Annotated in this window: 20 protein-coding genes; 9 read left to right on the forward strand and 11 right to left on the reverse strand. The window is 43.8% G+C overall.

Annotated elements, in window-relative coordinates:
• Window positions 1-68 precede the first annotated feature (68 nt).
• The 3 genes from B151_RS0111045 to B151_RS0111055 are packed head-to-tail and all read right to left on the reverse strand — an operon-like array spanning window position 69 to window position 3252.
• Window positions 69-1091, reverse strand: a complete 1023-nt coding sequence (locus B151_RS0111045; protein WP_020403694.1) for a YhdH/YhfP family quinone oxidoreductase — start codon at window positions 1089-1091, stop codon at window positions 69-71.
• Entirely contained in the window at window positions 1067-2434 is a 1368-nt protein-coding gene (locus B151_RS0111050) for an aldehyde dehydrogenase (RefSeq protein ID WP_020403695.1), read from the reverse strand. The genes B151_RS0111045 and B151_RS0111050 overlap by 25 nt, the downstream gene beginning before the upstream one ends.
• Window positions 2431-3252: an SDR family oxidoreductase gene (locus tag B151_RS0111055; RefSeq protein WP_020403696.1), complete on the reverse strand. Its 822-nt coding sequence runs from the start codon at window positions 3250-3252 to the stop codon at window positions 2431-2433. The genes B151_RS0111050 and B151_RS0111055 overlap by 4 nt, the downstream gene beginning before the upstream one ends.
• 121 nt (window positions 3253-3373) lie before the next feature.
• Between B151_RS0111055 and B151_RS18580 the strand changes: the two genes are divergently transcribed.
• The 4 genes from B151_RS18580 to B151_RS0111075 all read left to right on the forward strand — a co-directional run bounded on the left by B151_RS18580 (window position 3374) and on the right by B151_RS0111075 (window position 7960).
• Window positions 3374-4456 (forward strand): Kelch repeat-containing protein, encoded by a 1083-nt coding sequence (locus B151_RS18580; RefSeq protein WP_020403697.1) that lies wholly within the window; start codon window positions 3374-3376, stop codon window positions 4454-4456.
• Between the two features lie 162 nt (window positions 4457-4618).
• Entirely contained in the window at window positions 4619-6019 is a 1401-nt protein-coding gene (locus tag B151_RS0111065) for an SLC13 family permease (RefSeq protein ID WP_040516939.1), read from the forward strand.
• Window positions 6020-6025: 6 nt separating this feature from the next.
• Window positions 6026-6523 carry a response regulator gene (locus tag B151_RS0111070; protein WP_020403699.1) on the forward strand — a complete coding sequence of 166 codons (498 nt, stop codon included), beginning with the start codon at window positions 6026-6028 and terminating at the stop codon, window positions 6521-6523.
• Between the two features lie 3 nt (window positions 6524-6526).
• Window positions 6527-7960, forward strand: a complete 1434-nt coding sequence (locus B151_RS0111075; RefSeq protein ID WP_020403700.1) for an ATP-binding protein — start codon at window positions 6527-6529, stop codon at window positions 7958-7960.
• Here the strand turns inward: B151_RS0111075 and lhgO are convergent.
• A complete protein-coding gene (gene lhgO / locus B151_RS0111080; RefSeq protein ID WP_040516968.1) occupies window positions 7957-9171 on the reverse strand; it encodes an L-2-hydroxyglutarate oxidase in 1215 nt (404 codons plus the stop codon). The two genes, B151_RS0111075 and lhgO, sit on opposite strands and share 4 nt — an antisense overlap.
• Window positions 9172-9314: 143 nt before the next feature.
• Between lhgO and B151_RS0111085 the strand changes: the two genes are divergently transcribed.
• Together B151_RS0111085 and ahcY are read left to right on the forward strand one after the other, a co-directional pair.
• Window positions 9315-9848: a TlpA family protein disulfide reductase gene (locus B151_RS0111085; protein ID WP_071594702.1), complete on the forward strand. Its 534-nt coding sequence runs from the start codon at window positions 9315-9317 to the stop codon at window positions 9846-9848.
• 6 nt (window positions 9849-9854) lie between these two features.
• A complete protein-coding gene (gene ahcY / locus B151_RS0111090) occupies window positions 9855-11168 on the forward strand; it encodes an adenosylhomocysteinase (RefSeq protein WP_020403703.1) in 1314 nt (437 codons plus the stop codon).
• A gap of 89 nt (window positions 11169-11257) precedes the next feature.
• Here ahcY and B151_RS0111095 read toward each other — a convergent pair whose 3' ends face one another.
• A complete protein-coding gene (locus B151_RS0111095; RefSeq protein WP_020403704.1) occupies window positions 11258-11611 on the reverse strand; it encodes an STAS domain-containing protein in 354 nt (117 codons plus the stop codon).
• Between the two features lie 383 nt (window positions 11612-11994).
• Window positions 11995-13938 carry a phospholipase D-like domain-containing protein gene (locus tag B151_RS0111105; RefSeq protein ID WP_020403706.1) on the reverse strand — a complete coding sequence of 648 codons (1944 nt, stop codon included), beginning with the start codon at window positions 13936-13938 and terminating at the stop codon, window positions 11995-11997.
• A 72-nt stretch (window positions 13939-14010) separates the two neighbouring features.
• On the opposite strand from B151_RS0111105, the gene B151_RS0111110 reads away from it, so the two are divergent.
• The 3 genes from B151_RS0111110 (at window position 14011) to B151_RS0111120 (ending at window position 18032) form a co-directional block, all read left to right on the forward strand.
• A complete protein-coding gene (locus B151_RS0111110; RefSeq protein ID WP_040516970.1) occupies window positions 14011-14319 on the forward strand; it encodes an FtsB family cell division protein in 309 nt (102 codons plus the stop codon).
• A gap of 77 nt (window positions 14320-14396) precedes the next feature.
• Window positions 14397-15341, forward strand: a complete 945-nt coding sequence (locus B151_RS0111115) for an ROK family protein (RefSeq protein WP_020403708.1) — start codon at window positions 14397-14399, stop codon at window positions 15339-15341.
• A 12-nt stretch (window positions 15342-15353) separates the two neighbouring features.
• Complete coding sequence (locus B151_RS0111120; RefSeq protein WP_157470939.1) at window positions 15354-18032, forward strand: putative LPS assembly protein LptD; 2679 nt, start codon at window positions 15354-15356, stop codon at window positions 18030-18032.
• A gap of 2 nt (window positions 18033-18034) precedes the next feature.
• Here the strand turns inward: B151_RS0111120 and B151_RS0111125 are convergent, their stop codons facing one another.
• The 5 genes from B151_RS0111125 to B151_RS0111145 form a co-directional block, all read right to left on the reverse strand.
• Window positions 18035-19087, reverse strand: coding sequence for an SGNH/GDSL hydrolase family protein (locus B151_RS0111125; protein ID WP_020403710.1), 1053 nt, complete (start codon window positions 19085-19087; stop codon window positions 18035-18037).
• 16 nt (window positions 19088-19103) lie between these two features.
• On the reverse strand, window positions 19104-19709 hold the full coding sequence (locus tag B151_RS0111130; protein WP_020403711.1) for a riboflavin synthase: 606 nt from the start codon (window positions 19707-19709) through the stop codon (window positions 19104-19106).
• A gap of 4 nt (window positions 19710-19713) precedes the next feature.
• Window positions 19714-20841 carry a bifunctional diaminohydroxyphosphoribosylaminopyrimidine deaminase/5-amino-6-(5-phosphoribosylamino)uracil reductase RibD gene (ribD, locus tag B151_RS0111135; protein ID WP_020403712.1) on the reverse strand — a complete coding sequence of 376 codons (1128 nt, stop codon included), beginning with the start codon at window positions 20839-20841 and terminating at the stop codon, window positions 19714-19716.
• A 104-nt stretch (window positions 20842-20945) separates the two neighbouring features.
• A complete protein-coding gene (locus B151_RS0111140; RefSeq protein ID WP_245550400.1) occupies window positions 20946-22700 on the reverse strand; it encodes a SurA N-terminal domain-containing protein in 1755 nt (584 codons plus the stop codon).
• A gap of 155 nt (window positions 22701-22855) precedes the next feature.
• Window positions 22856-23788 (reverse strand): MlaD family protein, encoded by a 933-nt coding sequence (locus B151_RS0111145; RefSeq protein WP_020403714.1) that lies wholly within the window; start codon window positions 23786-23788, stop codon window positions 22856-22858.
• Between the last annotated feature and the right edge of the window lie 20 nt (window positions 23789-23808).

The following is a 23808-nucleotide window of genomic DNA, read 5'->3' on the forward strand; positions in this document are numbered from 1 at the left end:
CCCTACATAGAGTAGTATGACAGCTGCTTTATGCTTCAAACCCGGTTCACTCTCCCGAACCGGGTTTTTTATTTCTTGTGAGAAACCACAACACGTCCCCATTGTTTCCCCTGAAGGATGGCCTGAACTTCTCCAGAAAGAGCTTCCAGACCCACTGTTCTTGTAAAATTTTCGGGCAGTTTTGAATGATCCATTGCAGCTATGGCGTCCCATATCTGAAGACGCATGGGCATTTTACAGATTGCTGAGTCTATTCCCAGCAGGCTCACTCCCCGCAGTATAAATGGGTAGATATTTGATTCAAGTTTGTGCCCAAGAATATTTCCGCAGCAGGCCACCGCTCCATCATGATCGGTTTGGCGGATCACGGCATCCAGCATTCCACCGCCTACCGTTTCAATGGCTCCATGCCATTTTCGGCTCAGTAAAAAATTAGGATCCACCTGTGAAACCTCATCGCGATGGATCACTTCAGATGCTCCTATACTTTTCAGGAAGTCGGCTTTGTTCATTTTCCCCGTGGCTGCGATCACCTCATATCCCATTTCCGATAAGAAAAAAACGCCCAGTGATCCCACTCCCCCCGTAGCTCCGGTCACCAAAACCTTTCCATTTTCCGGGCTAATGAGTTCACGCTGTAGCCTTTTAACACCGTACATAGCGGTAAAACCTGCGGTTCCATAGCGCATAGCCAAAGCTGGATCCAAACCTTCCGGCATCGAAATCACCCAGTCTTTAGGGACGCGGATCAACCGACCATATCCTCCGGAGGTATTTGATCCAAGATCCTGTCCGGTTACGATGACGGAATCGCCCTCCTTAAAAAAACCGGATTTATCTTCCAAAACGGTTCCTGCCGCATCAATTCCGGGTATATGGGGATAACTCTTCGTCACTCCTTTATTCCCCGATGCAGAAAGGCCATCTTTGTAGTTCAGGGATGAAAAATCGACTTCAATCAACACTTCGTGATCCGGCAAAAAATCTACCGAAACCTGCTTTACCTCCGAGCGAAAAGTTCCATCTTCCTGCTCTTCAACATAAAAAGCTCTGAACGTGTCTTTGCTCATTTCAAAATCTTTTTGATCCATTTGAGTTTTCCTTCATACGGGGCATATCTGAAAGGAATATCCAGCCATGAGGTTTTTTTCATGATGCTTTTTGTGTGAGAAAAAGTATCGAAACTTGTTTTCCCGTGATACGCCCCCATACCGCTGTTCCCGATGCCGCCAAAAGGCAAATTCGGGTTCCCGAGATGAGCCACCACATCATTGACGGCTCCTCCCCCAAACGAACATGATTCCATCAACAAGGATTCATTTTTGTCGTCCTCAGTAAACACGTAAAATGCCAGAGGTTTTGGTTTTTTATTGATGATATCAATTGCTTCTTCGATCTCCTTAAAAGTAAGAACCGGAAGTATTGGCCCAAAAATTTCTTCTTCCATCACTGAGGCATTTGGCTCAATATCCGTTAATATCGTCGGGCTGATATAACGTTCTTTTTTGTCTGATTGTCCTCCATAAAAAACCGATCCTTCTTTCAAATAACCCATCAGCCGGTTGAAGTGATCCTCATTTACGATCCGCGGGTAATCCGGACTTTCCCCGGGATCTTCGCCATAGAAATCCCAGATAGCGGACTTTAGGTGCTTCAGCAAATCGTTTTTGGAATTCTCCTGTACCAGAATGTAATCCGGAGCTACACAGGTTTGTCCGGCATTCAAAAACTTTCCCCATGCAATTCGACGGGCTGAAATTTCAAGATTTGCTGATTTATCGACTATACAAGGACTTTTGCCGCCCAATTCTAAAGTCACCGGAGTTAAATACTCTGCAGCAGCCTTCATCACGATCTTACCTACACGGGTACTTCCCGTAAAGAAAATGTAATCGAATTCTTGCTCCAACAGCTTTTGGTTGACTTCAACTCCTCCCTCCGCCACCGCAATAAATTTATCCTGAAAATACGTACTCATGATCCCCGCAATTGCCGAGGACGTATTTGGCGTGAGCTCCGAAGGCTTGATAACCACCGTATTACCCGCGGCAACAGCTCCAACAACCGGTAACAATGCAAGCTGAACCGGGTAGTTCCAGGGGGCAATGATCAAAACAGAGCCATAGGGCTCAGCTACGGTATAATTTTTGGAAGGAAAGTTTACCAGCGAACCGGAAACGCGCTGTTTCTTTGTCCAGTTTTCGAGATTCTTAAGCGCATAATTGATCTCATCGTGGATAATTCCGATTTCGGTTGCATAGGTTTCAAACTCCGGCTTCCGGAAATCTTTAAAGATCGCATCTACAAAGTCTTGTTCATGTTTGGTGATGACCTCTTTCAGAAGTTCAAGCTGTTTCATCCTGAATTCTACAGACTTGGTCGCCCCTGATCTGAAATATGCTTTCTGCCGTTTTACAAGTTCAACCGGATTCATTCTTCTTTCTTTTTTCGCCCGATAAAGGTGTTCATAGAATCATAGACGCCAAAAATTTTACCGGCCACGAAGTCATATATTTTAGCCGGTAAAATCCCCCGGATAAAAGGCGTCAATTTCACCATAAAAGGCTCCCGTAACCTTGCTTTTCCGCGTTCAACGGCATCCAGTATTTTGGTTGATATATCATCCGGGTCGAGCAGGGGCATTAATAAAGGAGCGGTAACTCCTGCAAACATTCCGGTGTTGATGTAGCTTGGCATCACAGTGAGTACTTTTACACCGGTTTGACTTTTCTCAAGCTCCAGTTTCAGCGATTCCGACCATCCCACGGCTGCCCATTTACTTGCCGCATAAACGGACATTCCGGGATTTGGAGTCAGTCCTGCTGCAGAAGCGATATTGATAATGTAACCCGAAGCCTTTTCCATCATGGCCGGGAGAAAATTTCTCGCTGTAAACATCAGCCCCAGACTATTGATCTCCATCGTTTTCTTGATCTCATCTGATGATTGCTGATCAAATTTTTTACCACTTACGATTCCCGCATTATTAAACAGAATATCCACAGGGTGTTTTTGCAGAACGCGATCTGCTGCTTCTTGAACCTGCGCCGGCTCACTCACATCTACGATATCGGTTTCTACTTCAAAGCCCATTTTCGAAAGCCGGGAAGCCGCCGTTAGGAGAGCATCTTCATCAATATCCCAAATGATAAGTTTACGGGCACCTCGCTGCAGGGATTTTTGTCCCATCAGGTAGCCAATACCACTTGCTCCACCGGTAACCAACACAATTTTATTTTTAAAGAAAGACATATAAAAACCTTATCTTTGAAGCTTGAATTTAACGAAAAACGGAACACTTAATTCACAAAAAACATTGTGGTGTTCCCTTTGAAAAACTAACACATACAATAAGAGCATTTTAGTGATACAAATGAAAAAATTATTCACACTTTTAACTTTACTGATCTTTGCGGCTTCTTGTCAACAGGCGCCCAAGAAGGTAGCTTTAGAATGGTCTGAGTCCAAACCTCTGCCAAAGGCAATTTCAAACAACGCTGTGTCTGCCGCTGAGGTTGACGGGCAATGGTTCTTGTATACTTTTTTAGGACTGGAATCGGGGAAAACATACGATGACGTAAGCAACTACTCTGCACGTTTCGATATCGCCAACAACTCCTGGGAAGAGATCCCTGTTGTACCGGATGAGATCGGACGTTTGGGAAGTACGGCAGAATATGCGAATGGATCCATCTATATTTTCGGAGGGTATACCGTAGCAGAAGATGGCTCAGAAGTTTCCACTCAGGAAGTATTCAAATACGATCCTGCTGCAAATACCTATGAGCGGGTTGCTGACATGCTGTTGCCTGTTGAAGATGCCGTTTCCCTGGTATTTGAAGATCGTTATATCTACCTGGTAAGCGGTTGGAATAACACAAACAATGTTTCCAATGTGCAGATGTATGATACACAAACCAACTCCTGGTCGCATGCAACTCCGTACCCAGGACCTCCGGTATTTGGCCATGCAGGCGGAATAGTTGGTAATACCATGATCTTGTCGGATGGAGTTCAAATGGTGGTTGATGAAGGAGAACAGATCTTCAATATGTCTCCCGGAAGTATTAAAGGAGAAATTGATCCCGAAGATCCAACTACTATCAACTGGTCGCGCATCAAACAACATCCCGGTCAGGCTCGATATCGCATGGCTGCCGTAGGCGTGTCAAGTCCGGTTGAGATGGTTGTTTTTGTGGGAGGCTCAACCAATCCTTATAACTACAATGGTATTGGTTATAATATGAAACCTTCTTTCACCGAAAATACTGTATTCGGGTATCGCCTGGATACGAACGAATGGGTTGAATTGGGTGAGCAACCTACCGCTACTATGGATCATCGCAGTGTAGCTCGCGCCGGCAATGAATATTACATCATTGGTGGAATGGTTGATGATCAGAAAGTTACAGACCTGGTTCAAAAATTCACCGTAGAAATGGAATCCGCCAATTAATACCTTTTCCTTCGATTAATTTTTTTAAAAAAGCGGAAGGGCCATCACCTTTCGCTTTTTTTATTTTTGATTCTCTCTTCCCTTCTTCACAATCTGTTCGCATAAAGCTGCTATTTTTTATGTGGTTCTCACTCAACCTTATCATCTTTCAACGCAGGTGTTATGAAAGCTTTATCAAGACAAACAATCGCTATTCTCTTAGGGGTTTTGGGTTTTATCATCCCCTTTTTCGTACACATCCCGGGCCTTTCTGAAGCCGGCCACGTAGCTCTCAGTATTTTCATTATCGCTGCGGTTTTCTGGATGCTTGAACCGGTTCCTATCTACGCTACATCTATATTAGTGATCTTGCTTCAGGTTTTTTTTCTTAGCAAACAAGGCATCTTATTTCCTGAAAATTCGGCCACCTATATCCCAAACTCTTATACCGATTTTATAGGAACTTTGGCCAACCCGATCATCATCCTCTTTTTAGGTGGGTTTGTACTGGCCGATGCAGCAGTCAAGTTTGACCTCGATAAAAACCTCACCCGAATTCTGCTTAAACCATTTGGATCCAGTCCAAAATTTATCATTCTTGGATTGATGCTGGTTACCGGCTTGCTTTCAGCTTTTATGAGTAATACCGCGACCACAGCAATGATGATGACTGTCATCCTGCCAATTATAGCCAAAACGGATTTGGACGATCCTATGCGTATTGGCTTAGCCTTAAGCATTCCTTTTGCAGCCAATATCGGTGGTATTGCCACTCCCATTGGCACGCCTCCCAACGCAGTTGTGATCGGAGCGCTTTCTACTCAGGGAATCGACATCGCTTTTACCGAATGGATGGTGCTGGCAGTGCCCCTTGTTCTCATAATTCTGGGATTCTCCTGGATACTCCTTCTGCTGTTGTTCAAACCAAAAACCGGTTTAGTTCCTATGGATCTAAAAGGTTCTTTTCAAAAAAGCGGTTCAGCCCTGTTTGTATATGTTGTATTTGCTGCAACTGTACTGCTTTGGATAACCGAAAGCCTGCATGGCGTAGGAAGCAGTATCGTTGCGTTGATTCCTGTTGCTGCACTCTCTTTAACCGGGATTTTGAATAAAGACGACATCCGTCAACTTCCCTGGGAAGTCCTTTGGCTGGTTGCCGGCGGTATCTCACTGGGCATTTCGATGGAAAGTACCGGCCTGGCAGAATGGATCATCACCAGTATTGAATGGAGTGCCTTCTCTGCATTATTCATGATCATAGCATTTAGCCTGGTGGCGATCATCATGTCGAATTTTCTTTCAAATACCGTTTCAGCCACCCTGCTTATCCCTCTTGCGGTAAGTTTGGCTACTTCCGGAGTGGCCGGAGAAGGATTCAGTCTCATCCTGATCAGCCTGGTTATTGGAGTGAGTGCAAGCCTTGCAATGATGCTTCCAATTTCCACACCACCCAATGCCATTGCTATGAGTACCGGTTCACTCAAAACAAAACACATGACCCGGGCCGGGTTTGCCATCGGTATTTTTGGATTGCTGATAGTAACCTTGTATGCCTTGTTCTACTGGCCGTTAATCTTAAATTAAAAAATCATGGATCATAAAGTTTACATATTAGTTGTCGAAGACGAGCTTGAAGTGATGGATGCCCTGGTTAAGGACCTTGAGAAATTTGAGCCGTTTTTCCCCATCGAAACTGCCAATACAGCAAAAGAAGCGAAAGAGGTTATTGATTATGTTCTTGATCATGGCCACACCATTGGCTTGATATTATGTGATCATGTGCTGCCGGGTAAAAATGGGGTAGACCTGCTCATTGAGTTACAGTCCGACCCCCATACTTCCATCAGCAAAAAAGTACTGGTTACAGGTCAGGCGGGGCAGGATGATACTATTCTTGCCATCAACAAAGCTGACCTCGATCACTACATCTCAAAGCCCTGGACAGAAGAAGAACTCGAAATGGTAGTCCGCGATGAACTCACGGACTTCATTATTGAACAAGGCAAAGACCTGCTATCCTATATGCAGATCCTGGATGCCGAAAAATTATCCGAGGCCATGCGAAAGAAAAAAATGACCGATCACTGAAATATGGAAACCTCGAAAGGTATATCGTGGCTAAATGACACCGAGACCATTCTCCGGTTCATAAAAAAGCTGATCTATGAGCTTCCGGAGCTTGAAGATCAAGTCACCGTACTTAAGGAAGGCGATCTTTTGTTTTCTCAGGGTGAGCCGCTGGATTTTATGTACCTGATCCTGGAAGGAAACATTCAGCTTACCCGCACACAACCTGATGACACTGAAGTGGTGCTGATAACATTAGGGGCGGGCAGCTTTGCGGGACTCATCGCCTTTACAACCGGAGAACCTACTTTAACCAGCGCCAGGATCACCCAAAAAGGTCTTGCCCTGAAAATGCGTCCCCAACAATTTGAGCAATATTTAAATGATCATCCCCGGCTTAAGCACCCGTTGCAACAGCTCATGCTTAACAACATGATACAGCGGTATAAAAGTAATCTTCGTCTTCAAACAAAAACACATGCGTTAAGTAAGCAGCTAAATAAAGAACGAAATGACCTGAAAGTTGCTTACAAAAAACTTGAGGATACGCACCAAATGCTGGTTCATCAAGAGAAAATGGCTACACTCGGAGAACTTGTAGCCGGTTTCGCCCATGAAGTGAATAATCCGGCTTCAGCTTTAATGCGGGCGGCCGAAAACCTGGTTGAGATCTACGCTGAATTTGAGAATAATCACTATTCCTATCGCCTATTTAAGATAGGATTGCATTCTGAACCGACTGATAGCAATACGCAACGTGAGCGAATGCATCTGATCGAAAAAAAATACCCCTGGGTCCATGAGCGTTCTTCCGTCAGAAAATTAGCTCAAATGCCTGATGAAGCCCTTGATTTGATTGACAAACATCGCAAAAAAGGCGAACTAAATTCGCTTGTCAATCATTTTGAAGCGGGTAAAATGATTCACAATATTCGCATTGCCTCCCAGCGGATCATAAACCTGGTAAAAAGCCTGAAAAGCTACAGCCGACAGGATCAAAACAAGGAAGAATTGGCGGATATCCGGGAGGGCATTCGTGATACCATCCTGGTACTTAGTAACCGGCTAAAGTTTGTTGATGTAGAATTAGAACTGGATAACATTCCCAAAACTTGTGCAAACATGGGCGACCTCAACCAGGTTTGGACCAATATTATTGTGAATGCATGTGATGCCATGAATGGTGAGGGGAAAATAACCATCAAGACCGAAGCAAAAGACCGGTTCATTATAGTGACCATCTCCGATTCGGGGCCGGGTATTTCTGAAGACATCCTTCCAAAGATCTTTGAGCCGAATTTTACCACTAAAAACAATAGTGCCGATTTTGGCTTAGGTCTTGGCCTGGCAATCTCCCACGAGATCATCGGACAGGCCGGTGGAACTATTAAAGCACATAACACGGAAGAAGGAGGAGCAGAGTTTACGATCTCAATTCCGGTCCGTAATGATTGTTAAGCCGGCTGGTGAAATTTGAAGTGCTTTTCTACCCTGCTCACGATCTCATCTCCAATTGCCAGCCCGGCCGTAGCCGCAGGACTCGGCGCATTCAGCACATGTATTTGCCGGTCAACGACCTCAAAGTAAAAATCATCAAGGATCTCACCGTTTGGCTGCAGCGCCATAGCACGTATTCCGGAAGGTGAAACCTCGAGATGTTCCTCACGAATGGCGGGGATTAATTTTTGAAGACCTTTAACAAAAGCCTTTTTTGAAAAAGAACGGCGGTATTCATCAATCCCCATTCGCCAGTGTTCTCTGGCCATTTTCCAAAAGCCGGGAAAGTTGAAGGTTTCCGTAGTTTCTTTCAGATTAAATGAAAGCTTGTTGTAGCCCTCCCGCTTGAAGGCGAACACTGCATTAGGGCCACACTCAATACCTCCCAAAGCCATCCGGGTAAAGTGAACGCCTAAAAATGGAAATTCCGGATTCGGCAAAGGATAGATCAGATCTTTTACCAGGTATTGAGCTTCCGGTTTAAGCTCGTAATACTCTCCTTTAAACGGAACAATTTTAACCGGCGAATGGACGCCGGCAAATTTGGCCACGTGATCGGAGTACAATCCGGCACAGTTTATTAGAAAATGAGACCTGATCTTTTCTCCTCCGGCAACGATCACGATTTCATCTCCTTTGTTGGAGATATTTGACACCTCACTGTTGAACTGTACTTTCCCATTTCCCTCTTCAAGCAGTTGCATAAGCACGCGGCACATTCCGGCATAATCTACAATTCCCGAACACGGCACATGTATAGCCGCAACTCCGTTAACATGCGGCTCCAGTTCGTGCAGGCGTTTGGCATCGATCAGCTCAATGCCTTCGATTTCGTTCTTCAACCCCCGTTCGTAGATCTCTTTGAGTTTTGGGATCTCAGAATCATCGGTGGCAACGATCACCTTCCCGCATACTTCCATGGCAACATCGTGCTTCCTGCAAAAGTCGACCAGTTGGAGCCTTCCATCCACACAATTTCGTGCTTTGTAACTCCCGGGTTTATAATAGATTCCGGAATGAACCACCCCGGAGTTCTTCCCCGTTTGATGAGCGGCCACCCTGTCCTCCTTTTCGAGTACCAGGATAGAAGCATTGGGATATTTAAGTGATAATTTATAAGCCGTCGAGAGGCCAACTATTCCGGCCCCAACTATTGTGAAATCGTACTTCATAGGGGGTAAAGATAGCGCATATATACCCAAAAAAGCATGTTTAGATTCAGAGAATATTTCAAGCTGCCAAAAATTCTATATTCACGAAACTAAACCGTATCTTTAATGAGTTTGACAGTATAATTTATAACCTGTTTGTCTACATGAAACATTTACTACCCGCATTACTTTTAGTTTTTTTGATTCCAACTCTTATTTCTTGTTCCAACAGCGAAAGAAACAATCCTCGTGATTTAAGTGATCATGACCAAAAAATTGATTCCATTTTATGGAATTCCACCTTTCAGGATTTGGATGGAAATGAAATTTCTGTTCAGGATCTAACCGGAAAAGTGGTAATGGTTGACTTTTGGGAAACCTGGTGCGGACCATGTTTGCAGGTTTTCCCGGCATTAGATTCCCTGCAGAATGAATATCCTGACGATTTCGTTGTGGTTGCAGTAAATTTGAATAATTCGGATTCCGTGGAAGATGTTGTCACGTTCAAGCAGAATAATCCATACGAATTTACCTTTGCAGTCGATAATAATAACGTTGGTGATGAGGTAATCACCATTGGAATTCCCTTTAAAGTATTTTTAGACCCACAAGGTTATGTAATTAAATCTGAGCTGGGAATTACCGGAAACGATTACGAAGACATCAAAGAAATTATAGAACAAAACAAAACATCATAACTAATTATGGCAGAAGTAAAACAAGAGAAACTACCTTATAAAGTAAAAGACATTTCACTGGCCAAATGGGGCCGGCAGGAAATTGAACTTGCCGAAGCTGAAATGCCCGGATTGATGGCTCTTCGTGAAGAGTATAAAGACGAGCAGCCACTGAAAGGAGCTCGCATTGCAGGCTGTCTTCACATGACTATCCAAACTGCAGTGTTGATTGAAACCTTAGTAGAACTGGGTGCAGATGTAACCTGGTCCTCCTGCAATATCTATTCAACTCAGGACCATGCCGCAGCGGCGATTGCTGAAGCAGGTATCCCCGTTTATGCGTGGAAAGGAATGACCGAAGAAGAATTTGACTGGGCGATCGAACAAACCCTTTTCTTCCCGGACGGCCAGCCTTTGAACATGATCCTGGATGATGGCGGCGACCTCACCAATATGGTGCTCGATCGTTACCCGGAGTTGATAGATGGGATCAATGGAATTTCAGAAGAGACTACAACCGGAGTGCTTCGGCTTATCGAGCGTGAACGAAAAGGTACCTTAAGCCTTCCTGCGATCAACGTGAATGACTCCGTCACCAAATCTAAATTCGATAACAAATATGGATGCCGCGAATCAGCAGCTGATGCGATCCGACGTGCTACCGATGTCATGATGGCCGGGAAAGTAGCCGTTATTGCCGGTTACGGTGATGTCGGAAAAGGAACCGCTGCCTCTATGCAAGGAGCCGGAGCTCGCGTTATTGTAACGGAGATCGACCCGATCTGTGCGCTTCAGGCCGCTATGGATGGCTTTGAAGTTAAAACCATGGATAATGCCGTTGAAGAAGGGGATATTTTTGTAACGGCAACCGGAAACAAAGACATCATCAAAAACCGTCATTTCCTTAAGATGAAAGACAAAGCCATTGTTGGAAACATCGGTCACTTTGATAATGAAATTGATGTAGCGTGGCTAAAGAAAAACGCGAAAGAAGAAAACATCAAGCCACAGGTAGACCTGTTCACCATCAACGAAACCGGCCGGCAGGTTGTACTGCTTTCACAGGGACGTTTGATGAATCTCGGAAATGCTACCGGTCACCCATCATTTGTGATGAGTAACAGCTTCACCAATCAAACCCTGGCGCAGATCGCACTTTGGAATCGTCCTGAGGAATTTGAGCCGGGTGTACACGTGCTGCCAAAATCACTGGATGAGAAAGTAGCCCGACTGCATTTGTCCAAAATTGGTGTGGAATTAGAAACACTTACCGAAGAGCAAGCCGAATATATTGGTGTGCCGATCACCGGTCCTTACAAATCAGATCAGTATCGATACTAATTAAAAGACATAAAAAAACCGGCTGAATCAAACTTCAGTCGGTTTACAAAATTGAAGAATCCTGCATTATTCAGTTAGTGCAGGATTTTTTATTTATCAGCTTTTTGATGAAAGTAGTCCACCGCTTCATCCAGGGTACGAAAGTGATTGAACACTTTGATAAGCTGTGTCACCATCAATAAGCTTTCAATTTTCTTATCAGCCTGACAGATAACTAATTCTCCGTCTGCATTTTTCATGGTGGTCATCCCACCGATCAAGATCCCAAGTCCTGAAGAATTCATAAACTTCACCTTACCCAGGTCGACGATCACCTCTTTTTTACCCTCTTCAATAAGTTCATGAAGAGTATCTCGAAATTCTTCGGCATCCGGCCCTCCCATCAGGTTACCCTTAAAGGAGATAATTACACTGTTGTACCGCTCCGAAACGTCGTATTTCATAATCTTGATGATTGGTTAAAAATAGATTCTAAACAAACTAAAAAGTGGGTTAAAAATCCACCAAAATTAATGGTGAAATTTAATTCAACCTTCACACATCTGCTTTTTGTTTTACTGTAATGAAATGGTGCAATATGACAACTCACAAAAATTCTTACAAGAAATTCTATCATGAATATCGCCGAAGAAATTTTTAATGTGTATTGATGGCAATATGTGCGAAAAGCCGAGACTCAAAGATTTCTTACAAAAAAGAGCTGACAATGACCCAAATAAACTGGTTATAAATGTAATTGTGGATGTACTCAAATTCATGAATAAAGCCGACCAGTCCGATGACATCACCGTTATGAGCACAAGCTTTAATGGATAAGAAAATAGCTTCATTCCACCGTAGTTATCGGACGCAGCTTTTGCAGTGTTTTTGGCCCTATACCTTTGATATTGGTGATCTCATCCACGCTTTTAAAACTGCCATTTTCTTCCCTCCAGGCTACAATTCTTTCTGAATAAGCCGGACCTATTCCCGGCAGCAACTGTAGGGTGGCCGCATCAGCAGTATTGATGTTGATGGGGAATACTACGCTTACCGGGTTTCCGGTATCCACTTCCTCGGCTCGTAATACTTTGGTGCCAATTTTATTGGGATGCTTCCAGAGTCCTTCGCTATTCTTTTGTGCTTTTGCTTCATATTTTTTGAAGGCTTCGATAGAATCAGGATGTTGGCGGTAAAACTGTGAGGTGGTTCCATATCCTTTTTCCAAAAGCCATTTATTCAGGCTTACCGGTCCGTCATCATACTGCATTTCAATGTACGCCTGATAAGCATTGTAGTGAGCTTCAGGCTTTCCTCCATCATATCCTTTGATGCGTACCTTCCTGCCTCCCAGCAAATTTTGCAGGTAGTCGGCTGTAGTTCCGGAATAAAATCTGGCAGAATCTTCACCTGCATAAATAGACGGAACATCAACGCCTAAAAATCCAACACCGTAACCAAAGCCGGGAACAATTTCTATTTCGAATCGGCTACCGTCGGTGATGGAATAAATATCATACCATTTCTCGGTATCAACTGGGGGCGCAGGCGGAAAAGATTCCCCTTTAGCACGCTGCATAGCTCCCGAAAAATCCTGGTAAAACTGGTTAGTGATCTCATCGGAATAAATGATAAGGGTGTTTTCGTCATTATTCATTTCAGCATTCATCGAGAAATTATAGGAACCTGCTACAGTAACGCCCACATCATCGGAATCGGGATGTTCAGCATCAAGAAGGATGACTTTATGGTGAAGTTTTCGAAGCTCTTTGGCCGGTATGATATTTCGGTTCTGCGATGTGGCATCAGGAGTGCCCCAAATCTCCCCGGCACTTTCATACCGACTGTAAAACGCAGGATCAATAAGGCCGCGAAGCTGTATTTCTGTATCAGCTGTTTGTTTCCACATTTGCCGGCTGATTGGGATGTCAGGCGTGATGGCAAAAGCCTGAAAATTGATATCGTATTGAGCTTCATCCTTAATCAACTCAACCAAACGCTCACTCACGCTGGGTTTAGTGCGATCTCTGTTTACAGGGGCAAAATAGATTTCTACCCGTGTTCCGGCCACATCAAATACATTCTGACTTACATTGGTTTTATCTTTGTGATAAGCGGCCCGGGTGTGTTCCGGAGTTTCGTCATCATCACCCCACATTTGTTCAAACTCTTCGGTATATACACGGGCAACTTCGGTGTCTTTTATCACCAGCGTATGATTGGTGTTATATGCTCCGGTGTAGGTCATATTGGTGGAGCCGGTCCAAACGAAATCATCTTCGGGTGAAGGACTTTTGTAATCAATGACCGCAAACTTATTATGCATATCGGAACTATTGTTTACCAGGTCATTATCTATGATCTCTCCTTCAGGGGTGTAGATATCACCATCGTCGTCGATAGAGGTAATGCCTGCCTCAGCCAGAGTCGTCCAAACTTCAAGGTCGATCGCTCCTGCATCTGTACGGTTGTGGTCGTCCGTTACCACCCGCACAGATACCCCACGACCGGCGGCCCGCGCTAAAGCGTTAGCAATTCTGGGATGTTCAATATCATAGATGCACAAATCCACACTGGTAGTGGCCGAGTCAATAAGTTCTTCCAGGGTCCCTATAAGGTCATGGCTATCATTACTTTCATTCCCCGAAAAAGCTACCGAATGGTCAGCCGGCATATTAAAATAGGCTTCGATCCATTCTTCAGATTGTGCTGAAAGACCATTTCCCGAATAAAAAACACCCAGAACTGTAAACCCAAAAAACAGTACTACTGAAATATAATTATTTGTCATAGCGAACCCGATTGTACTTAATAACCAAATTAATGTATTTTGACCGGGAAAGGGAAATCTACAGGCAAATTAATGAACCTACATTTTTTAAATCCATTACGCTGGAAGAAATCATTTTTGGTATTGCTTCTCATTTCTTTTGTAGTGGTATGGTTTACCTTTATAGACACTTATAGCCTGAAAACAAGATGGGATCTTTATACGCAGAAAAAAGAGTTAAAAGAACGCACTCTTGAACTGCAGAAACTTTCAGAGGAACTCAAAATTAAAATTGAAGATCTCGAAAACGATCCGGCTCTCCTTGAAAAAATAGCCCGGGAGGAATATGGTATGCGAAAACCGGGTGAAACGGTGTATAAAGTAAAACGTGAAGAAGAGTAGGTTCTTTTGGTTCGAGCTTGTCAGCCTGTTATCTTCTGTCTTCAGTAAAAGAACCTTAGCATAGTAAAGACAACTTCATGAAAGCCATTGGTGTAGATCTTGGCGGCACAAATATCAAAGCGGCCGTTGTGGATAGTGAACAAGGAATTATTGATCAGGTAACGCGGCCTACCAAAGCAAATCTCGGTAAAGACCTTTTGCTGGATCGCATTGGAGATACCATCAACGATCTGATTAAAAACCATGAGATCATCGGAATTGGGCTTGGACTGCCGGGCATGGTATCTAAAGATCAAACCACGGTAAAAAATCCCCCCAATCTTCCGGGATGGACGGTAGTCAATGCCGCTAAAGAGATCACCGACCGTACCAATCTGCCGTGCCGTATAGAAAATGACGCCAATGTAGCAGCACTTGGATCTCTGCACTTTGGAGCAGGCCGGCAGTTCGACAGTTTTATAATGATCACACTGGGAACCGGTGTAGGCGGCGGTATCATTTTTGAAAAGAAACTATTTAAAGGAACTCAAGGGATGGCCGGAGAATTAGGTCATGTTATCATTGACTACCATGGACCTCTGTCAAACAGTGTTACGCGCGGAACAGTTGAAGCTTACCTTGGCCAGCGCTTTTTAAGTCGCTTTGCATCCGACCTTATTTCCCAAAATCCTTCCAATCCGTTGTATGAAAAGTTCTCCGGAGACTTTGAAAGGTTAGAACCATTGGATCTTACAAATGCCGCTAAAGAAGGCAATGAACTGGCCGTTGAGATCCTCGCTAAAAGTGGCCATCGGCTGGGATATGCCATTATAAATTATGTGCACATGATGGACATCCGAAAATTTGTGATCAGCGGAGGCGTTTCCAAAGCCGGGGATTTTCTCTTTGAGCCTGCACGGGAAATCATACGAAAGCATATGATGGAGCCGTTTCTAGAAGGCTTTGAATTGATAGCTGAGGAACTTGGTAATGACAGCGCATTACTCGGAGCGGCAGGATTGGCCTTCGATTCTTTTTCTTAATTAATTAAGCTCATGTCATTTGTCATCAAACTACATACAGGCAAAACCATTTCAGGTATTTGCCTTTTTTGTTTGATGACCTTGCCCGCTTTTGCACAACAAACCGACAGTACCGCTGTTTCTTCGGATTCATCTCAGGTGCAACAAGATCAACCCGCACAACAAATGAGTTCCCCGGGTGGCAATATTCCTGAAGATGCCGTTGAGTTCCAATCATCTGATTCCCTTATAATTGATTTTACAGATGGTAAAAAGGCTTTGTTATACGGCAAAGCCAAAGTTTCGCATTCAGCCGGAGAACTCCGTTCCGGGCAGATCAGCATGGACATTGACAGGAGTACAGTTGAAGCGCGTACCCTGACTCCCGAAGACACTTTATCACGTCCTGTGCTCACCCGCGGAAATGAAGAGATCAAAAGTACCCGCATCTTGTTCAACTACAAAACAAAAAAGGGGAAATTTGAAGCAGCGCAGGTGCAGATATCGGAAGGACATTTGATCGGTTCAAAGATCAAGAATATTAATGAAAGTGAGGTTTTCATCGAAGACGGCCGGTACTCCACTTGTCCACCGGAATACCTTTATTACTACATTCAAGCCAAGAAAATGAAAGTGGTAGATCAAGAAGAGCTGTTTTTCAGTAATGCCCGGTTGTACATTTTGGATATTCCGTACCCGTTAGTATTTCCTTTTGGATACGTGCCTACCGATATAGAGCAAAAGCGTTCCGGCCTGCTCACTCCCACTTATGCTTTTCAGGCACAGAACGATCGTGGGTTGGGGCTGCAAAACGTAGGTTGGTTTCAATATTTCAATGATTACCTGACAGGACAATTGGATGGGGATATTTACACATCCGGTACTTTTTATCTGAATGGGCTGTTGCAATACAGGCGGACTGATTTTTACAATGGAAGTTTACGTATTGGTTATTCAAACGATCGCGGATTGGAACCTACTGATCCCGATTTTACTGAAAATATACAGCGCTCACTGGGTATTCAGCACAACCAGGATCTGTCTCCATACTCCTCAATTTCAGCGAATGTGAACCTCCGGACGGCTGAGTTCAATCAACGAAATTCATATGATATTGATGAAAGAGCAGAAACCAACTCCAACTCCAAAGTTTCTTATAACTACCGGCATCCGGAAGGACTCTTTACATTCAGCACCAATGCACAGTTGGTTCAAAATTTCAGTAATTATTCCACCAATGTGAGTGGTCCCTCTGCTAATTTCAGGTTGAAAACGATCTCTCCCTTTCAAAAAAATACCGGAGTTTCCGGAGAATCATCCTGGTATGAGAGCATAAGCCTCAGCTACAATAACTCCCTGAGATCGCGCTTTGACTTCGACCCCATTGATGCTGACAGTTCTGAGATCACCTTTTTTGAAGCACTTTCCGATCGTGAACTTTATGAACAAGCCACGGGAGATCAGGATTATATACAGGCTGGGTTCCAGCAAACAGCCGGACTTTCTGTTGGGCAGCTTATCCCAAGCCAGTTCCTAAATATATCTGCCAGCGTAAATTTGAATGAATATTGGTACCCGTCTTCCATTCGTAAAACATTTAATGCAGACTCCAATCGCATTGAAACCAACAAGATCTATGGATTCGAAGCAGCCCGGGATTTTAATACCGGATTAAGTTTTAGCACTACGCTGTATGGAATTTCAAATGCCAAAATCGGTAATATTGAAGGATTTCGACATACCATGCGTCCAAGAATGAGTTTGTCTTACCGCCCCGATTTCAGCGATGAACGATGGGGATATTACCGGACGGTTCAAGCCGACACTACGGGTGCCACTCAAACCTATTCCATTTTCGAGGATGAGATCTTTAGCGGTCCCGGCAGAGGAGAACAACGTTCCATCAATTTTTCGCTGAGTAATTTGTTTGAAGCAAAAGTCGTTAAACGAGATTCTGCCGGAGAAGTATCTGAGAATACGGTTCGATTTATCGACAACCTGTCGTTAAGCAGCTCTTATAATTTCGCAGCCGACAGCCTCAAATTGAGCAACCTGAATACTTCTATCAGCTCCAATGCGATCCCGGGAATTAATCTGAGTGCTTCCGCAAATTTTTCTTTTTATCAACGGAATGAAAATGGCCAACAGATCGACCGGTTTTACCTTGAAGACGGGAAAAGACTGGCTCAGCTTCAGAACTTTAGCGTTAATGCAAGTACTTCGTTCAGGGGAGGAAATGGTGTTGAGGTATTTACCCCCGAATACCGCAGACGCTACGACCCTTTTAATCAGTCCCGTTTTCACCCCATAGACACTCGCTTTGGGCTGGAACCGATCAATCCAATTCGGTCACCCTGGAGCTTTTCTCTGAATTTCAGCTATAGCTGGACCTATCGTTTTGAACAAGAAGCGCGGAAGTCGGCTACTTTACGTGCCACTAATATCTCTTTTAACCTGACTCCAAAATGGCAGTTTAGCACAGAATTAGGTTATGACTTTATTGCCGGTGAGGTTTTACCCTCTGAATTCTCCCTTCGCAGGAATTTGGAATGTTGGGATCTTTCTTTTCAGATCCGTCCTTTTGGAGACTTCCAGTATTATTTCTTCCGTTTGAGTGTAAACAGTTCTCAAATTCAAAGTTTATTCCAAAAACTTCCGGTACTTAAGAACCTGGAAAGAAGCTCAAGCCCAACGGGCCGGGGACGAAGATAAGGTCAAAAGTAATCAAATAACCTTCTTGCCGTACAGTCTGCGATGATCTTAGCCCCTTGTTCATCAGGATGTGAATCCCCTGGAATGGTAATGGACTGAAGCCCGCCTTTTGCCACTGAATCTACGCAAGCGGTATTATCAAAAAAATGGAACTTTCCCTTTTCATTCTTCAACCACTCATAAAGCCGGTATGTATGCTCAGGTGGGTTTTTCATTGAAAAGTAGCCGGTAGTGGTAATGATTAGTTTGCAATTATTTGCAGTACACCAATCGTTTAATTTTTGAAGCAGTTCCTTTCCCAGACGCAGAGAGTAATCTGATTGGATTGTTAGTTCTCTCCATTCCGGGATCGCTACTTTTGACCTTTCAGGATCGAAATTGTTGGTTACATCTTCAAAATAGACCTTCGCCCATAATACTTTAACCAACAGATTAAACATGTGGGAATGGGCCTGCAGAGCCTGATACCAAGCTTGTTTGCCTAAACTGAACATCCACTCCCGAGGCTCCCATCGCTGACTTTTAATAACTGAGCTATCCTGTAAGACATATAAATTCTTAGACAGAGCCCGCTCAAGGTCTTCCGTATTCAAAAAATAAACAAGATAGTCGGGATCAATATCTGCTCCATAAGCTTTCAACCAACCGGGCCAATCTGCCAAACCTGATCCTCCAATGCCGGCATTCAGAATTTGTATTGAGTCTTTTCCGGTGTTATCTAATTTTTCCTGAAGTATATTCAGATAGGTATCAGGTTGATCCAACAGCAAACCAAATGTAAACGAGTCTCCAATTGCTAAAACCCTCTTCTTTTGATGATCCGGTTCAGCACCCCTTAGTCTATTTGAGTTTATCGAATATGTTGCTTTTCGTTCTCCAAATTCCTGAAACGCTTCCGTATTGGCCGAATTCATCATGAAACCTTCAGGATGCATCTCCAGCCATGTGACCATCCTGTCCTGGGGATAGAAAACCCTGATGAAAACCTCTGCAACCATCAAGCCGATGGCTAAGCCAAACAGCACCAACAGGGTATTTAATAAGGATTTTTTCAAAATATAAAACTTCCGGCTACAGGGAATCCCGACCTATTTTAGCTAAGTATTTTACCACGTATTTCCCAATCACATCAAATTCCAGGTTCACCTTATCGCCCTCACTCTTATGCTTTAAATTGGTGTGATCCCAGGTGTAGGGGATGATCGCAACCGTGAAAACATTTTTCTGTTCCCGGGCAACGGTGAGACTTATGCCTTCCATAGTAACACTCCCCCGGCCCACGATCATATCCGTGAATTCCTCAGGAAATTGTACCGAAATAAGCCATCCCGTTTCCTCTTTTTTGATATCGGTTATGGTTCCCGTTGTATCTACATGCCCTTGCACGAGATGACCTTCTATTCCCTTCTGCAAGGTCAGGGAGCGTTCTAAATTCACAGGGCTTTTTTCTTTAAGCTCCCCAATGGAAGTCTTTCGAAGAGTTTCCTCAACCGCCTGAACCGTAAAGGAATCATCATCAAATTCGGTCACGGTTAAACAGACGCCATTCACCGCAATACTTTCATCAACATGACAAGTACCGGAGAAAGAGCATGCGATCCTAAGTTCCTTTCCTCCACCATTCAGGGAGTTTACTGACTTTACGGTTCCGATTTCCTGCACAATTCCTGTAAACATAGTTTTAAAAATATCCGGTTAGTAAAATATCCTCTCCCACCTGAGTCCAGCTCACCTCTTTAAGTTCGGCAATTTCTTTCATTCTATTAATGCCTATATTAATCAGTGAACGGGTGCCGGCTCCCAACAACTTTGGAGCAATAAATAGTTCAAGTTTATCAACAAGGCCTTGTCTTAATAATGCCGAAGACAACTGCTGTCCTCCTTCTACCAACACAGAGGCAATCCCTTTTTCACCCAGAATTTTGAATGACTGCCGAAGGTCTGCATGTCCTTCAATTTTAGAAACCTGAATAATTTCTCCCCTAAAATAGTTTTGCTTCATGAGTTTCAACATGGGATCGGCATCTGTAGCAGAAGCTTCTTTATTCCATGTTATCACTTTGGTTTTTTCTTCAAACTTATCAGAAAAGAGATTTAGCTCTTTTGGAAGTTCATATGGCCCGTCGATCACGATCCGGTAAGGCTGTCGGCCTGAAACATGCCGAACCGTAAGAGATGGATTATCAACCATAGCGGTTGTCCTTCCCACCAGCACGGCATCGTATTCTGCCCGCCACTTGTGAACCATTTTCCGGGATTGCTTGCCGGTGATCCACTGTGATTCTCCATCTGCTGCAGCAATATAGCCATCGGCCGTCTGAGCCACTTTCAAGGTTATGAAGGGCCGGCCAAACGTTTGATGGTGAATGAAGAATTCATTCAACTTTTCTGCTTCATTTTTGAGCACACCCGTTGTCACTTCAATCCCTTTATTTCGCAAATGCAAAATTCCCTGACCATCTACGGCCGGATTAGGATCTTGCATCGCAACTACTACTCTTTTTATGGGAAGCTGAGCCAACATGTGTGCACAAGGAGGGGTTTTTCCGTGGTGAGAACACGGCTCCAGAGTCACATAAACTTTAGCATTTTTAAGCTTTTCTTTTTCTTTTACAGATTCAACTGCATTCACTTCGGCATGAGCTTCCCCAAACTTTTTGTGATAACCACTGCCTATCAATTCTTCGTTCTCCGAAACGATCACACAGCCCACCATGGGATTGGGGGAAACCGCTCCCTTCCCTTTAGCAGCAAGCTTTAGTGCCTGTTGCATCCAGTATTCATCGGTATGAAGACGCTTGTCAGTCATAGCAGAATCTAACGGTGTTTAGCAAAATTGAATTGAACCTGTTTGAAAACAAAAAAGGGGTGAGAATCGACTCACCCCTTTCAAATATCAAATAAATAAATGTATCAGCGGAGTAATCGAGATCTGTTGTCTACAATATCAGCTCCTTCACGAAGCTCTTCTAACCATACAGAAGTAAACTCCTGTACTTTTTGCTGCTCCAGTCTTTGTCGAATTTGTTGTCGCTGTTGTGCCGTTAAGTTAGCCAGATCGGCTTCAGTCCTGTCAGCGACTTCTACCACAAAAGAGGCGCTGTTGCCTGTGATAGCTCCGGATGTTGCGCCCTCATCAAGTGAAAAGATCGCGCCAATCACTTTCGGTTCTCGTCCGGCTCCGGGAATTACCGTAGCACTTGCACTCAAACCACTTGCACTTTGAATCTCTTTTTCTGCGGCTTCCGCTATAGCATTCAAAGTTTGGTTTTGAGCAACCAGATCTTTTACGCGCTGTGAAGTAAGCTCTTTGCGGCGCTCTATCTTCACCATATTTTCGACCTGTGACCGAACTTCCTCAAACGGACGGAAACCTTCAGGGGTAACTTCTATGACCTCAACGACCACAAAATCAGAGCTCAGTTCAATGATATCAGAAATATCTCCTTCATCAGCTGTTTCCAGGAAATTCATGATCTGTTGGCTGCTTCCCAAACCGGAAATAAAACTGTTCCCTTTAGTAGCAAAAGCTTCTTTTACTTGCAGGCCACGGGTTTCTGCTTCTTCATCGAAGCTGCTTTCTTCGGAGGCAAAAAACTCGAAATCAGCGGCCCGATCATTAGCTTCATCTATGGTAGCAGGCAAGGCCTGAATGTTATAACTCATGATCTGGAACTTAATCTCGTTTCCTTGTTCTGCTTCTTTCTTTAGGATAGCGGCTTGATTAGCGGTCAGGATCACTTCAGAGACTTCACCCACTTCCAGATCCGCAACCGGCTGGTATTCTTCCCGAATATCTTCTACCGGCACAAAAGCAGACCGATATGCCGTTGAAGACCCCTGACGAGACAGAAACAAGGAATCATTTTCGGCCTGGGCAAAAGCATCGCGAAGCTCACGAACATCTTCAATGATCTGAGCCGTATCCTGCGCAGTTGGCAGTTTGCTGAAGGTAACGTACCGAATTCGGTAGCTTTCATCGCGACTGTAACGATCTTTATTGTTATTGTAATAGCTTCGCAGATCACTATCTGAGATCTCCAACTCATCCTCACTCACATCACTATATGGAAAACGAATGAAATTAATGTTGGCTGAAGTATTATTTCGGATGTATTCGTCCTCAACTTCACTTTCAGTAACCTGTAACCCGGACGAGATGTAGTTGTTCAGCTTTTGCTGACGTCGTTGCTCACGGAGCTGCATCTCAAGTGCGATGGCTTGTTGTGAAAACTCGTTAGATGAAAGCACTTGTTGAATGGCCGCCCGATCGATGGTTCCATCTTCCCGGGTAAAGTTTTGACGAATCACCGGGGCAGGATTATCACCATAAACCATATCCAGCACTTCTTTGTCAGAAACGGTGATGCCCAAATCTTCCATCTTTTGCTCCAGCAAACGGGAATTCACCAATTCATCCCATGCCTGAGTTTCATAATAGGCGCGCATTTCCGGGGTTACCGAACTGCCGGTTTGCTGGCTGTATGCCGTTGTATAATATTGAACGCGTTGTTGATATTCTTCATTGGTTATTTTTTCACCATTTACAGATCCCAGAGCATTCGGTCCGGCTTGGATAGCTCCAAAAAAATCAACATCTGATAAAACCCATAAAAGGCCAAAAGAAACGATCAGCAGCCATAAAATGGCACTGGTACTGTTTCTCATTTTTTCCATTACACCCATAAAAGGTTACCTCTAAAAAAACATTATTTAATTGCGATTTGGATACCGATAAGGGCTTTTTAGCCTAAGTCGGTAAGCTTGGAAATATAAGTGAATACCCAAGGAATTGAAAGCAAATTACGATGTGTTTTCGGAAGCTAAAATATCTCAACCAAACGCATGTGCTTCAGGTATTGTCCGGGATTCTCATTTATATTCTTGATCAGCTGATTTAAATTTACGGACAAGCTGTCAATATTATTATAGAGCGAAGGATCGTTCACCATTCTTCCTAATGTGCCTTCTCCGTTATTGATCTTAATCAGCACTTCATTGAGCGTCAAATTTGTCTCATTCAATCCACTACTTAACGTATCCAGTTTGGCACTTGCAGCCTCAAGATTATTGATAAGTGCAGTCAGCGATTCTTTATTTTCCGAGCTTAGATCACTGATGTTCTCCATCGTTTTTTTAGCGTCCATGATCATTGAATCCAGATCGCTCTGCCGTGCCTGTATAAGCTGATCGAGAGAGCCGGTGGTATTTTTCAGATTCCCCAGAATGTCTGAAATATTTTCTTTGTTTTCAGAATCCAGGGTTTCGTTCAGGCTGGTCACCAGCTTTTCTACTCCGCGAATGGAAGCGGAAATATCAGAACTCAGTTTTTCACCTTCCTCAGCAAAAGTATCCATGACCCCTTGCTCGAACACTCCTTTAATATGCCCCTGGTCTCCTACCAATTCTTCAGAATCAGATTTTTGGATCTCAATGAACTTTCCTCCTAAAACACCGCTCGATTTTAAAATGGCTATCGACCCTTTTGGGATGTTATAGCCTTCCTCTATATTCATAGTTACCAATGTAGAGTCCGTCTCAAGCAGCTCCATTTCCTTGACCGTTCCAATTTTGAAGCCGCGGATGTTAACAACATTACCGGGAATCAACCCATACACCTGATCAAACTTTGTATAAATGGTCGTGGATGAACGAAATAAAGGAATGTCCTTCATAATATTGTATCCTATAAAAGCGACTATAGTAGCCACTAATACGGTGATACCAATTTTCAGTTCATTCGATACTTTTGCCAAAACTATTCTCCTTTCGGGTT

This window comes from Gracilimonas tropica DSM 19535 (assembly GCF_000375425.1).
GTDB classification, from domain to species: domain Bacteria; phylum Bacteroidota; class Rhodothermia; order Balneolales; family Balneolaceae; genus Gracilimonas; species Gracilimonas tropica.